This is a genomic window from Nonomuraea sp. NPDC049419 (assembly GCF_040676995.1).
Taxonomy (GTDB): domain Bacteria; phylum Actinomycetota; class Actinomycetes; order Streptosporangiales; family Streptosporangiaceae; genus Nonomuraea; species Nonomuraea salmonea.
On the sequence record NZ_JBFAQB010000003.1, the window covers coordinates 234812 to 249063 of the forward strand.

The window sequence follows — 14252 nt, forward strand, 5'->3', positions numbered from 1 at the left end:
CACTACGCTACGGCGCTCCCCGCCCTCCTCGCGGGCGGACCGGAGATCTCGAATCGCCGTGTGACGCCGGTGACACATGTGTAGCTTTTTCACATTGCCCGATGACCTTGGAGTGAATATGGCGTCAGAGCAGCTCGATGCGGCCATGAGCCACTGGAGAGCCGGAGATCTCGACCAGGCCGCCGTGCTGTTCAGGCAGATCGCGGCGACGGGGGATCCGGAGGCGTCCCACCTGCTGGCCGGTTTGCTGCAGGAGCAGGGGGATCTGGACGGAGCCGAGGCGGCGCACCGCTCGGTGATCCAGTCGGGGGACCCGGTGTTCGGGCAGCGTTCCGCGATGGCGATGGGGATGATGCTCGTCAACGCCAAGGAGTGGGCGGCGGCGCACCGCGTGCTGATGATCGCCTCCGACGGCGCCGACTTCGAGGTGGCGGCGCTCGCCGACACGGCCCTGGTGCTGGTGTGCACGCAGCTCGGCGACGCGCCGGGCGCGCAGGAGGCGCTGGAGCGGGCCCGCAAGTGTGACAGCTCCGCCGTGGCCGAGCTGGCCGCCCGGCTGGAATTGCCCGAGATCCCCGTCGCGCAGGCGCCGCCGCACGAGCTGTACGCCGCCGCCGAGGACGAGGACGACTATCGTGCCCTGCTGACCTGCGGCGACCCCGAGGTGGTGTCGCTGGCCGCGTTCCAGCTCTACCGCAGGTACGCCGACGCGGGCGACTTCGACCAGGCCCGCGCCGTGTGCGAGCACGCCATCGCCGTCGGGCACCCCGACCACCTCGCCATGGCGCACAACCTGCTCGGCGCGGTGCTGGTCGACCTCGGCGAGTACGCCGAATCGGCCGCCGCCTACCGCGTCGCCGCCGAGCACCCCGACCCCGACGTCCGGCTGCCCTCCCTCATCGAGCTGGCCAAGGTCACCGCACAGCTCGGCGACGACAGGGAGACCAGGGCGATCTTCCAGCGGGTGATCGCCAGCGGTCACCGCGAGCACGCCATGCAGGCCCAGGCGTGCCTGGCCCAGCTGCACACCGAGGCGGGGGAGAGCGCCGCCGCGCTGGCCGCGATCAGGACCGTGCTGGAGGCGGGCGAGGGCGAGTGGTCCTCGGTCTGCGTCACGCTGCTCGGCATGCTGCTCGAACAGCAGCCCGAGGTGCACGACGAGGCCATGGAGCTGGCCCTGCTGGCGGCCGGGCACGCCGACCCCGACACCGCGTTCAAAGCCACGCTGCTGCTGGAGCACGACGCCAGGCGGCAGCCGCCCGCCGACCCGGTGACCGAGCAGGCGCTCAACGACGTCGAGGACGGCCTGACGCGGCTGCGCGACGGCGACCTCGCCGGGGCCCGGCTGCTGCTGCGCAGGGCCGCCGACTCCGGAGTGCCCGTCCAGGCGCCGCGCGCCATGGTCGCGCTGGCCTGCATCGAGCTGCGCGACGGCGATCCCGAGCAGGCCGACGAGCTGCTGACGTACGTGGCCGAGGGCGACGACGTGCCGCAGGGCTTCCAGGCGGCGGTGCTGCTCGAACTGCTGCGCGCGCCGGGCGACCAGCCGCATCCCGTGCTGGGCGCCCTGCTCGACCATCACTGGCTGGGCAGGGAGGAGGGCCTGCGCGCCTACCGGGCCGCCACCGAGCACCTCGATCCGGCCGTCGTGGCGCTCGGCACCGCCGTGTTCGCGCACGTGCTGGTCTCCAGCGGGTACGACGCCTCCGACGCGGCCGAGCTGTTCCTGTCGGCGGCCGGCGGCGGCGACCCGCTGGCGCTGTCGTACGCGGCCGTGCTCGGCAAGGAGGTGCTGAGCGACCGGCGGCAGGCCACCGAGCTGCTGGAACGCGCACGCGCCGAGGGACATCCCGCGCTGGCCCCCTGGGTGGGCGCCACGCTCGGCGCGGTCGTGGCCGACGACGATCCGGGATCGGCGCGGGCGGCGTACGAGAAGGTGCTCGCGGGGCCGCACCGCGGGCTGCGCGTCGAAGCGGCGCTCGCGCTGACCGAGATCTACGAGCGGCAGGGCGACCTGCTCGCCGCCTGCCGGCTGCACGAGCGGATGATCGCCGAGGGCGCGCCCGAGCAGGCCGTGCTGCCGCTGGCCGTCACCCGGCTCAGGCTGGACGACCCGGCGGGCGCGCGGGCCGCGCTGGAGCACGGGACCGACCCGCTCAGCGCGTTCGGGCGGCTGGTGCTCGACCGGGACTTCGACGCCGCGGCCCGCGCGATGCCCGAGGGTGAGGCGTGGTCCGTGGCGACCCGGCTGGCCATCAGCTGCGCGAACGCCTGGCAGCACGCCAGGGAGGTCGAGGCGGCCGACGGCGTGCTGGCGATGGTGGTCGAGTCGGGGCATCCGGAGCTGCGCCGGTACGCCGCCTGCCTGCTCGGCGCGCTGCGCGTCGACGCGCGTGACCCGCGCGGAGCGGTCATGGCGTACCTCGCGGCGCTGGGGGAGGACGACGAGCTCGACCGGCTGGGGCTGCGCGAGGCCGGGGAACTGCTGCACGGCCTCGGGGAGCACGCCGACGCCGTGGAGGTGCTCTCCCGCCTGCCCGCCGACGACCGCGACGCGGCCCTCCTGCTCGGCCGGTCCCTCGTGGACGCGGGGCGGGTGCCCGAGGCCGTGGAACGGCTGACGGCGGCCTTCGGCGCGGACGGCCGCGTGCTGGTGGCCCGGCGCCTGCACGAACGGGGCGACGCCCGAGCCGCCCTCGCCACCCTGACCGGCGCGGGAGAGAAGCCCACGCCGGCCGCCGCCGTGTTCCCGGCCGTCGGCGAAGGTGGGGCGTCCGAGATGTCCCCCATCCTCGGTCAGGGCGGAGAGCCCGGCACCTTCCCGGCCGCCGCTTCCGTCGCGGAGGTGCCGCGGGTGCCGGAGACGGCTGAAGCGGAGCGGCTGCTCGGGGTGTTGCTGGCCGGGACCGGGGAGCTGGAGGCGGCCAAGGCGGCCTTCGAGCGCGCGGCGGCGCTCGACCCGGACTCCGAGCCGGAGACCATGCTGGCCGCCGGGCGCAGCCTGCGGGCGGCGGGGGACGACGACGCGGCGCGGTTCGCGCTGGAGCGGGCCGCCGCCGACGAGGACGGCCTGTACGGCGCGACGGCCCGCCACCTGCTCGGCCGGGCCGGCCCCGACGAGCTGCCGTGGGTGCTGGCCGCCGAGGGCGACCGGCCCGGCGCGGAGGCGGCGCTGGCCGAGCTGACCGGCTCGCGGCCGCTGGCGGCGCTGCTGCTCGCGCTGCGGGACGGCGACGTGGCACGACTGCCCGGCCTGCTGGCCGCGTTCCCTGAGGACGCCGAGCGCGACGGGGCCGTGACCCATGCCCTGGACGCGGCGGCGGAGCTGGACGACGACAAGGCGGAGGCGCTGCTGCGCGTGCTCGCCGCCGAGGGCGAGCCCAGGGCCGCGTTCGAGCTCGGCACGCTGCTCGCCAGGAACGGCGAGCCCAGCCTGTCCGAGGTGTACCTGCTGCGGGCCGCCGAGCACCCCGACGCGGCGCCCGTCGCCTGGCACGACATCGCGGTCGTCCGCCACCGCCGCGGCGACCTGGACGGCGCGATCGAGGCCGCCATGGCCGGCCTGCCCCGCACCGGCCAGCTGGCCGCCGAGCTGCTCAGGGAGCGCGGCGAGCCGCAGCGGGCGCGCGAGGTGCTGGCAGAGGCGGCGGCGGGCGGCGACCTGGAGTCCCGCCGCAGCCTGCTCTCCACGCTGGTCCGGGAGGAGGACCACGACGCCGTGGAGGCCGAGGCGAGCCTGGCGATGGCGAGCGGCGACCCGGACACCACAGGCATGGGCCACTGGGCGCTGGGCGCCTCGCTGGCGCTCAGGGGCCGCAGGGAGGAGGCCGCCGCCGTGTTCGTCCGAGGCGTCGAGGCCGCACCGGCCGCGCAGGCCGCCTCGATGCGGGTGGACCTGGCCGGCGTCCTGGAGGAGCTGGGCGACCGCGGAGGGGCCGAGCGCGAGCTGCGCCTCGCGGCCGCCTCCGGCCACCCGGCGGCCGTGGGCAGGGCCGGGATGCGGCTGGGCGTGCTGGCGTACGAGGACGGCGACGTCGACGCCGCCGCCCGCGCGTTCGCCTCGGCGCTCGGCACCCCCGTGGACGAGCCGGCGGAGGAGGCGCTGACCGGCCTGGCCCACGAGGCGTGCGAGGTGGGTCTGCACGGGCCGGCGCAGCGGGTGCTCGCGCTGATGGGCGAGCGCGCCGCCGGGCCGGCCCGCGCGCTGGGCGGCCGGTGCGGCGACCCGGACGCGGTGCCCGGCTACTTCGCGCTGGCGGGGACGGGCCCGTACGTGGAGCTGGAGGCGGCCCAGCGGCTGGCCGAGCTGGGGGAGACGGGCCGGGCGCGGGAGACGTACGAGCGGTTGAGCAGGCACGAGGACCCCGACGTGCGGTTCCTCGCGGACGGCCGGCTGCTGGAGCTGCTGGACGCCGACGGCGACGCCGAGGCCGTCTACTCCCTGGCCGCGCGGCAGGCGGGCGACGCGGACAGCCCGGCGCGCGGCGTGTTCGGCGGGCTGCTCGGCATCCTGCAGGAGCAGCAGGGCGACATCGAGGCGTCGCTGCGCACGCTGGAGGACGCGGCGCGGGACGGCGACCTGACCGCGCTGACCCTGTACGCGCAGACGCTGGTGGAGTCGGGCCAGGTGGACGCGGGCCGGCAGGTCTACCTGCAGGTCATGGAGGCCGGTGACGCCGACATGGCGGTGCGGGCGATGCTCGCGCTCGGGCAGACCTACCACGAGGAGGACGCGCTGCGGGCGCGCGCCTGGTACCGCAGGGCGGTCGAGGAGGGCGAGGGGCACAACAGCGCGCTGGGCGCGATGTTCCTGGGCGCGCTGGCCAAGCGCGAGCGCGACTATCCCGAGGCGCTGAACTGGTACCAGCGGGTGATCGACTCGGGTGACCCCGAGTCGGGGCTGGCCGCGGCGCACCTGGGCGAGCTGTGCTATTGGCTGGGCGACCGCGACGGCGCGCTCCGCTTCTACGAGCTGACGCTGGGGCTGAGCGAGCAGGACGAGCTGGTCGCCGAGGCCGCCTGCCGCATGGGCGAGATCCGGTACGAGCGCGGCGACCTGGAGCTGGCCCGCCGCCTGCTGGTCAGGGCGGTCGAGACCGGCGACCCGGCGTTCGCTCCTGAGGCGGAGGCGCTGCTGAGCAAGCTCGCTTAAGGGTTGCTGACAATTACATGACTGGATAGCCTCATTCGGTCAAACAATTGAGGTGATTTCGGCATGGCCAGGACAGGACGGCCACCGCAGGATCCGGCGCGCCGGCTCGAACGGGCGCACCGGATCCTCGACGCCGCCACGGAGCTGATCCTGCGGTGGGGCTACGACAAGACCACGATCGACGACGTCGCCCAGCGCGCCGGCGTCGCCAAAGGCACCATCTACCTGCACTGGAAGACCCGCGACGAGCTGTTCACCGCCCTGCTGCGGCGCGAGCGGGTGCGCCTGGTCGCCGAGGTGCGCGAGCGGGAGCCGGCCGCGCCGGGCGAGCTGTTCGGCCTGTTCGCGCTGGCGCTGCTGGGCCGGCCGCTGATGCGGGCCGTGCTCAGCGGCGACTCCGAGGTGCTCGGCAAGCTCACCCGCCGCAAGCACGACAGCGGGCCGCGGCTGCCGCCCGGCGGGCCGCTCGACGCGTACGCGGAGGAGCTGGCCGAGATCGGCGCCATCGACGGCGACCCGCGCGAGCAGGTGGTCGTCATCACCTCGATCGTCTACGGTTTCCTGTTCCTGCCGGGCGTCAAGCCGCCGGACGAGCGGATCGCCGAGCTGGTCACCGCCACCATCGAACGGACGCTGAGCCCCGGCGGGCCACTGCCGCCCGGCGGCGAGCAGGCCGTCGCCCGCGCCACCCGCCGCTTCCTCGACGCCATGACCGAGGCCGCCCAGCAGAAGCTGGCGCTCTCCCTGGAGGTATGACGTGCGTGCCGTGCTCCCCCTCGACGACCCCGCCGCCGACCTCGCCACCGCCGGGGGCAAGGGCGCGTCCCTGGCCCGGCTGAGCAGGGCCGGGCTGCCCGTGCCGCGCGGGTTCCACATCACCACCGACGCCTACCGGACCTTCGTCGCCGGGTTCGGCGAGGAGATCCTTTCGGCCGGCGACCCGGACGCGATCCCCGCGCTGTTCGCCGCCCACGAGGTGCCGGACGAGCTGGCCGGGCAGATCCTGCGCGCCTACGCCGACCTCGGCGACGACGTGCCCGTCGCCGTGCGCTCGTCCGCCACCGCCGAGGACCTGCCCGGCATGTCGTTCGCCGGCCAGCAGGACAGCTTTCTCAACGTCAGGGGCGCGGACCTGCTCGACGCCGTACGGCGGTGCTGGGCCTCGTTATGGAACCCCCGCGCCATCGCCTACCGCGACCGGCACGGCGTGCCGCATGACGATGTGGCGCTGGCCGTGGTCGTCCAGGAGCTGGTGGACGCCGACGCGGCCGGCGTGCTGTTCACCGCCGACCCGGTCACCGGCGACCGCGAGGCGACCGTGATCAACGCCTCGTGGGGGCTCGGCGAGGCCGTCGTCGGCGGGCAGGTCACGCCCGACGTGATCACGGTGCGCGGCGGCCGCGTCGCGGAGTCGCGTACCGGTGACAAGAAGGTCATGACCGTGCGGACCGCCACCGGCACCGAGGAGCGCCCGGTGCCCGAGCCGCGGCGCACCACGCCCGTGCTCGACGACGCCGAGGCCGTGACGCTGGCCGGGCTCGGCGTCCGCATCCAGGCCCTGTACGGCGTCCCCATGGACGTCGAGTGGGCCAGGCGCGACGGCGCGTTCGCGATCGTCCAGGCCCGCCCCATCACCGGCCTCACCACGCCCCTGGAGGAGTGGAACGACAGCCTCAAGGGCGACCACCTGTGGACCGGCGGCAACCTGGGCGAGGCCATCCCCGACGTGATGACCCCCATCACCTGGTCGTACGTCCGGCTGTTCATCGCCGAGGCCATGTCGGCCAGCACCCTGCCCGGCTTCGACCTCGTCGGCAACATCGGCGGCCGGTTCTACATGAACCTCAGCGTCGTCCACAGCGTCGCCGCGGCCATCGGCGTGAAGAGCCTGCTCGGCGTGGTCGAGCAGGTCTTCGGCAAGCTGCCGCCCGGCCTGGAGGTGCCGCTGGTCGGCCTGTCACGGTGGCAGATCGTCAGGCGGGTGCTGCCGGTGGCCGTGGGCATCAGGCTCAGGGTCCGCCGCAACCTGCGGCACATGCCCGCGTTCCTCGCCGCCTCGCCCGCGCGGTGCGAGGAGCTGCGCGGCCGCGTCGCCGCCGCCGCGACCGCCGCCGAGCTGGCCGAGCTGTGGGAACGCGAGCTGCGCCCGCACGCGGTCACCGCCTTCCAGATGCTGGAGGCCGCCGGGCGGCAGGGCGGCGCCACCCTCGTCATGACCCGGCACCGCCTCTACAAGCTCGTGGGCGAGATCGACGCCGAGGCCATGCTGACCGGCGTCAACGCAGGCGGCGAGCTGGCCAGCATGGGCCTGCTCACCGGCCTGTCCAGGCTGGCCGCGGGGGAGATCGGCAGGGACGGGTTCGCCCGCGCGTACGGGCATCGCGGCCCCCACGAGTTCGAGGTGTCCATCCCGCGGCCCGGCGAGGACCCCGCGTGGATCGACGCCCAGCTCGCCGGCGTGGGCGACCTGCGGGCCGGCACCGAGCAGCTCCTCGAACGCCAGCGCGCCGCCAGGGACGAGGCGTGGGCCCGCTTCGCCCGGCGCCACCCCCGCAAGGAGGCCGCGATGCGGGCGCGGGTGCGGCGGTGGAACGCCGTCGTCCGCGACAGGGAGGCCGCCCGGTCGGAGTCGGTCCGCGCGTTCTGGGTGCTGCGCGCCTTCACCGTACGGGCGGGGGAGCTGACCGGCGTCGGCGACGACGTCTTCTTCCTCCACCTCGACGAGCTGCTCCGCCTCCTGCGCGGCGACCGGTCCGTCCTGGAGAAGGTGCCGGCCCGGCGGGCCACCCATGAGGGGTACGCCGCCCTGCCGCCCTACCCGGTGCTGATCGTCGGCGCCTTCGACCCCGTACGCTGGGCCGCCGACCCCGCCCGCCGCGCCGACCTCTACGACGCGCGCGGCCCCGCCGCCCCCGTGAGCGACACCGTCACCGGCTTCCCCGGCGCGCCCGGCGTGGTGGAGGGCGTCGCCCGCGTGCTCGCCGGCCCCGAGGACGGCGACCGCCTCAAGCCCGGCGAGATCCTCGTCACCACGCTCACCAACGTCGGCTGGACCCCGATGTTCCCCCGCGCCGCCGCCGTGGTCACCGACATGGGAGCGCCGCTGTCGCACGCCTCCATCGTGGCCCGCGAGCTCGGCATCCCCGCCGTCGTCGGCACCGGCAACGCGACCATGCGCCTGCGCGACGGCGACCACATCAGGGTGGACGGCGAACGCGGCACCGTCGAGCTGCTGGAGTAAAAGCTGGGCCTGCCTGAAACCAGCGCAGCGCGCCGATGACCCGGACACGGCGACCTGATCTGACTCAGGCGGCTTGTTCGTCGTGGTCCGCGGCGAGGACGGTGGCGGCGAGGTAGCCGGGGCCGTCCTTGATGACGTGGGCGAGCATGTCGTCTCTGAAGATCGGGTCGTTGGTGTTGAAGGTGTCCCTGGGCTGCTGGTGGCCGAGGTAGGCGGGCGTGGCGAGCACCTGGCTGTTCAGTTTCTCGTCGAACATGATCTCCGTGCACAGGGCTCGCTGGTCCTCGACCATGACCATCACGTGGACGTGCACCGTGCGGCCCGGGTACCAGCCTGGCCAGATGGTGGTGAAGCGGACGATGCCGTCGCGGTCGGCGAGCTGGACGCCGCGCAGGTAGCGGCGCCGGTCGGACGGGGTGAGGTCGGTGAAGACCGTGCCGGGCCTGACCCGGACCTTGTCGCCGCCCGTCAGCACGTCGCGTGACTGCGTCTCCGCGCCGGAGTAGAGGCCGCCCGCGTCGCAGTGCCAGACCTCGACGGCGGCGCCGGGCAGGGGCCGGCAGGTGCCGCCGTCCTGGACCTTGAGCGCCAGCCGCAGCCGTACGCCCTGGCGGTCCTCGCGCAGGTCGCTGCGGACCGAGCCGGTCTCGAAGTAGTACGGGCCCTGCTTGGTGCTGGGCGTCAGCTTGCACGTCTGTGCCCTGGAGAGCAGCGCCTGCGCCTTGGCGTGCGTGTCGGAGTCGAACGCGGAGGCCGGGACGTCGGCCAGAGTGCCGGCGGCGCGGGGATCGCCCGCGGTCAGGAGGCCGCCGAGGCCGAGCGAGCCGATGCCGGTGATGAGTCGTCGCCGGCTGACCCGCCGGTCCTGGTGATCGTGTGCCACGGGAAGTTCCTCAAGGTCAGGAGCTACTGTTCGGAATTTCTCACGACACGGGCGACTCGCCGGGCACGCCACGCGACCGTTCCATCGCCTTTGACCTGCGGAAACGCACCGAACACCCGCCCGCTCGCCCATAAAATGCCGAAAGCCTTTTCGGTGATATGAAAACGTGACCAAGCGTTCGCTACCTGATCAGTGCGCATGGTCGTCTTGGCCGTGCATGTCAGAGCACGTGCAGTGCGTTGCAGCGGCCGATTGACAGCCTCGCTCACCCGGTCTACTTTTCCGAAAACCTTTTAGAAAGTCCCGAGTCCATGATGTTAGCGCTCACATGACAACGCTAGGGGCCACCACATGAGACGAAGATGGGCGGCGGCCGTCGCCGCGGCATTCCTGCTCCTCCTCAGCACCGCGCGGCCCGCGCTGGCGGGCCCGCCGATCACCACGACGATGTACACGGCCGACCCGGCCGCGCTGGTCGTAGGCGACACCCTGTACGTCTACACCGGCCACGACGAGGCTCCGCCCGGCGGCACGAACTTCGTCATGCGCGACTGGCACGTCTTCACCTCCTCCGACGCCGCCACCTTCACCGACCAGGGCGCCAAGCTGTCCATCGCGAACTTCTCCTGGGCCGGCGCGGACGCCTGGGCGGGCGAGGTCGAGCGCGGCGCCGACGGCCGCTACTACTGGTACGTCCCCGTCAACGGCAACGGCCCCGGCTGGATGGACATCGGCGTGGCCGTCGGGAACAGCCCGCTCGGCCCGTTCACGGACGCCAAGGGAGGCCCGCTGGTCAGCGACAGCACCCCCAACTCGTCCCCGCTCAACATCGACCCCACCGTCTTCACCGACGACGACGGCCAGGTCTACATGTACTGGGGCTCCTACTACGGACTGCGCGCCGCCCGCCTCAACGCCGACATGACCACGCTCAACGGCCCGGTCGTCACCCCGAGCGGCGTGTCGAACTTCTGGGAGGCGCCCTGGATGTTCAAGCGCGAGGGCGTCTATTACCTCGCGTACGCGGCCAACGACTCGGGCTGCGCGGCCCCCGGCCACGCCTGCGTCAGGTACGCCACCGCGAGCGGCCCGATGGGCCCGTGGACGCACCGGGGCGTGGTGCTCGACCAGGTCAGCTCGACGACGAACCACCCGGCGATCATCGAGTTCAAGGGCCAGTGGTACATGGTCTACCACAACGCCGCGGCGCCGGGCGGGGGCGACTTCCGCCGCTCGGTGACCATCGACAAGCTGTCCTTCAACGCCGACGGCACCATGCGGAAGGTGGTGCAGACGGGCGGCCCCGTGACGCCGGGCAACCTGGCGGCGAGCGCCACCCCGTCCACGTCGTACGTGTCGCCGTGGGAGACGCTGGGCGCGATCAACGACGGCCACACCCCGGCGAACTCGGCCGACCACAGCAACGGCGCCTACGGCAACTGGAACCACCAGGGCACCGAGTGGATCGAGTACCGCTGGCCGAGCGCGCAGACGATCTCGCGTTCGGAGGTCTACTGGTTCGACGACGACCTGGGCATCGACCTGCCGGTGTCGTGCCGGCTGCAGTACTGGAGCGGCAGCGCGTACGTCCCCGTGCCCGGCGCGTCGGGCTGCGGCACCGCCGCCAACGCGTTCAACGTCACCACGTTCACCCCCGTCAGCACGACCCGGCTGCGGCTGTCCATCACCTCCCGTACCGGCTACTCGACCGGCGTGCTCGAATGGAGGGCCTTCGCATGAGGCGCGTCCTGTCGGCCTTACTCCTCGTGGCGGCCCTGATGGCGGCGCCCGCCGCGTACGCGGACCAGACCATCGGCTACCCCACGTTCAGCGGCCCCGCCATCCCGGCGCCGCCCGGCTCGTACACGACCGGCGACCACATGCGCGCCATCTACGACGCCGAGAGCTCCGGCACCGACTTCTGGATGGACCGGCTGCTCGCCCGTCCGGGCAACGACCCGGCGGGCACCTGGCTGATGACGCGCGGGCGGGCGCTGTTCATGAAGACGCACACGCCGGGCACGCTGGGATTCGCCGGGCAGGCGGCGTACTGGGAGAGCATCAGCAACGCCAGCGCGTTCACCGTCTCCGTCTCGCCCGGCACGTTCACCGAACAGGTGAGCAGCCGCCGGCAGGCGCCGAGCCACTGGAAGAGCCGGCACACCAGCGGCTCGATCACCATCAACCAGACCAAGTTCATCACCGAGAACAACGTGGCGGTGGCCGGCCTGGCCATCACCAACGGCGGCTCGGGCTCGACGACCCTGCAACTGCGCGCCACCTCGCCGTACGCCACGTCGGGCAGCGGCAACGAGCTGACCGGCCAGGTCAACGCCTACAACAACCTCACCACCCTCTACCCGCGGCTCACCGGTGACGGGTTCACGGTGTCGAGCGGCGGGCTGAACCGCTCCGTCACCGTCGCGGCGGGCGCCACGGTGACGGTCAAGGTCGTCATGGGCTTCGTCACCAACGAGATCCCGGCCTCGCGCACCGAGTACGACGCCTACGCCGGCTACTCGGCCGCCACCGCGTTCGCCACCCACGTGCGCGCGTACAACCGGTGGTGGGCCGACAACGTCCCCTACATCGACGTGCCGGAACCGGCCATCAAGAAGAACATCTACTACCGCTGGTGGCTGATGCGCTTCAACCACCTCGACGCCGACATCCCCGGGCAGACCTTCCAGTTCCCCACCTCCATGGAGGGCGTGCTGGGCTACAACAACGCGATCGCGCTCACCCAGCCCATGCACATCGACGACCTGAAGTATCTGCGCGACCCCAGCTACGCCTACGGCGACTGGCTCAGCGTCGGCCAGACCTCCAAGAACGGCCGCTTCGTCGACAATCCTGGCGACCCGGAGAACTGGTCGAACAGCTACACCCAGTACATCGCCGAGGCCGCCTGGAAGAGCTACCAGATCCACGGCGGTGAGCCCGCCGTCGCCGCCAACCTGGCCCGCTACGCCGAGCAGGACGTCAAGGGCCAGCTCGCGCACTACGACACCGACGGCAACAAGCTCATCGAGTACGACTGGGGCGCCCTGACCGGCAACGACGCCGACGCCGTGTCGTTCCACTGGAAGCCCGGCAGGATGGACAGGGCCGAGTCGGCCTACCAGTACAGCGGCGCGCTGGCCGCGGCGCAGGCGTACGAGGCGATCGGCGACACCGCCAAGGCCGGCGAGCTGCGCACGCTCGCCACCCAGATCCAGAACGCCATCGTCGGCGTCCTGTGGAACCCGAACAGGCAGCTCTTCGAGCACCGGCTGAAGTCCACGAACGAGTGGGTGCCGTGGAAGGAGATCAACAACTATTACCCGTTCGCGGTCGGCGCGATCCCGAACACCTCGACGTACAAGCAGGCCCTGCGCCTGTTCGACGACCCGGCGCAGTATCCGATCTTCCCCTTCTACACCGCGAACCAGGCCGACAAGGCGGCCTCCGGCACCGGCAGCAACAACTTCTCCACGATCAACTCGACCGTGCAGTTCCGCCTGCTGTCGTCGGTGCTGCGCGACTACCCCAACGAGTGGATCGACGCCACCTGGTACAAGAAGCTGCTCTACTGGAACGCCTGGGCGCAGTACGTCGGCGGCAACACCCAGTGGCCCGACGCCAACGAGTTCTGGGCCGACTGGAACGGCTCCGCCATCACCTACCGCTCCTGGATCCACCACAACATCCTGGGCAGCGGCAACTGGACCGTCATCGAGGACGTCGCCGGGCTGCGGCCGCGCAACGACGCCAAGGTGGAGCTGTCGCCGATCGACATCGGCTGGACCCACTTCACGGTCAACAACCTGCGCTACCGCAACGCGAACCTGACCATCGTCTGGGACGACCCCGCCGACGGCGTGACCCGCTACCCGGGCGTGCCGCAGGGCTACTCCATCTACGTCAACGGCACCCGCGCCGCCACCGTGTCGGACCTGGTGCCGTTCACGTGGGACCCGGCGACCGGCGCGGTCACCACCGGCGGCACCGTCACGCACAACGTCGCCGTCCCCGGGCTGCGGGCGCCGAACCAGGTCGTCCACACCAGCCAGCGCATGATCGACCTGCTCGCCAAGGCCGGCGTCGACCTGACCGCCGACCTCGCCGACCTGGCCTCCGGCGCGAGCGCCACCGCCTCGACGACCGCGTCCGGCAGCTCCACCTCCGGGGCCGTGGACGGATTCCCCATCAACGAGCCGTTCTGGGGCGGCACCGCCTCGGGCCAGGACTGGTACGAGCTGAACTTCGGCACCACGCGCACCTTCGACGAGGTGCGGCTGTACTTCAAGGACAGCCGGCCGGCCAGCGGCACCTACCGGGCGCCGGTCTCGTACGACGTCCAATATCACGACGGCAGCACCTGGGTGAGCGCGACCTCGCAGGTCAAGACGCCGGCCACGCCGCGGGGCAACTACAACGCGGTGCGGTTCGGCGCCGTCAGCGCGCAGCGGATGCGGGTGCTGTTCACCGCCGCGCCGGGGGCCAGGACCGGGCTCACCGAGATCAAGGTGCACAACCGGGGCGGCGGCGTCCAGCCGTCCACCAACCACGCCTCGTCGGCCGTGCCCAGCGCGTCGTACACGTCGTCGTGGGAGAGCGTCGCCGCCGTCAACGACGGCATCGATCCGCCCTCCTCCAACGACACCGTCAACCCGCGCTGGGGCTGCTGGCCCGAGACCGGCCAGCAGTGGGTGGACCTCACCTGGCCGTCCGCCCGCACGCTGAACCGGGCCGAGGTGTACTTCTTCGACGACGACCAGGGCATCGACATGCCGGCGTCGTGGAAGCTGCAGTACTGGAACGGCAGCGCGTACGCGGACGTGCCGGGCGCATCGGCGTACACGCTGGCGAAGAACGCCTACAACACCGTCGCCTTCACCGCCACCGGCACCACCCGCCTGCGCGTGCTGCTGACCGGCAACGGGACGAGCTCCGTGGGCCTCCTGGAGGTCAAGGCCTACGGGAGCTGAGAGCGC

The 14252-nt window shown here is 72.8% G+C and carries 6 protein-coding genes; 5 read left to right on the forward strand and 1 reads right to left on the reverse strand.

What is annotated here, in order from left to right; all coding sequences use genetic code 11:
• Positions 1-118 precede the first annotated feature (118 nt).
• The 3 genes from AB0K12_RS11215 to AB0K12_RS11225 all read left to right on the forward strand — a co-directional run bounded on the left by AB0K12_RS11215 (position 119) and on the right by AB0K12_RS11225 (position 8393).
• Positions 119-5152, forward strand: a complete 5034-nt coding sequence (locus AB0K12_RS11215; RefSeq protein WP_364558362.1) for a tetratricopeptide repeat protein — start codon at positions 119-121, stop codon at positions 5150-5152.
• 63 nt (positions 5153-5215) lie between these two features.
• On the forward strand, positions 5216-5908 hold the full coding sequence (locus AB0K12_RS11220) for a helix-turn-helix domain-containing protein (RefSeq protein WP_364558365.1): 693 nt from the start codon (positions 5216-5218) through the stop codon (positions 5906-5908).
• A gap of 1 nt (position 5909) precedes the next feature.
• Positions 5910-8393, forward strand: a complete 2484-nt coding sequence (locus AB0K12_RS11225) for a PEP/pyruvate-binding domain-containing protein (RefSeq protein WP_364558367.1) — start codon at positions 5910-5912, stop codon at positions 8391-8393.
• 64 nt (positions 8394-8457) lie between these two features.
• On the opposite strand, the gene AB0K12_RS11230 is transcribed toward AB0K12_RS11225, so the two are convergent.
• Positions 8458-9276: a hypothetical protein gene (locus AB0K12_RS11230; protein ID WP_364558370.1), complete on the reverse strand. Its 819-nt coding sequence runs from the start codon at positions 9274-9276 to the stop codon at positions 8458-8460.
• A gap of 351 nt (positions 9277-9627) precedes the next feature.
• Here AB0K12_RS11230 and AB0K12_RS11235 point away from each other — a divergent pair, with 351 nt between their 5' ends.
• Together AB0K12_RS11235 and AB0K12_RS11240 are read left to right on the forward strand one after the other, a co-directional pair.
• The gene (locus AB0K12_RS11235; RefSeq protein ID WP_364558373.1) at positions 9628-11016 is read left to right on the forward strand and encodes a glycoside hydrolase family 43 protein; all 1389 of its coding nucleotides are present in this window, start codon (positions 9628-9630) and stop codon (positions 11014-11016) included.
• Positions 11013-14246, forward strand: coding sequence for a hypothetical protein (locus AB0K12_RS11240; RefSeq protein ID WP_364558376.1), 3234 nt, complete (start codon positions 11013-11015; stop codon positions 14244-14246). The genes AB0K12_RS11235 and AB0K12_RS11240 overlap by 4 nt, the downstream gene beginning before the upstream one ends.
• The last annotated feature ends 6 nt before the right edge of the window (positions 14247-14252 follow it).

Bases quoted from the DNA above. Each gene is read 5' to 3' on its own strand.
- AB0K12_RS11215 (WP_364558362.1), top strand. From the start codon at position 119: ATGGCGTCAGAGCAGCTCGATGCGGCCATGAGCCACTGGAGAGCCGGA.
- AB0K12_RS11220 (WP_364558365.1), top strand. From the start codon at position 5,216: ATGGCCAGGACAGGACGGCCACCGCAGGATCCGGCGCGCCGGCTCGAA.
- AB0K12_RS11235 (WP_364558373.1), top strand. From the start codon at position 9,628: ATGAGACGAAGATGGGCGGCGGCCGTCGCCGCGGCATTCCTGCTCCTC.
- AB0K12_RS11240 (WP_364558376.1), top strand. From the start codon at position 11,013: ATGAGGCGCGTCCTGTCGGCCTTACTCCTCGTGGCGGCCCTGATGGCG.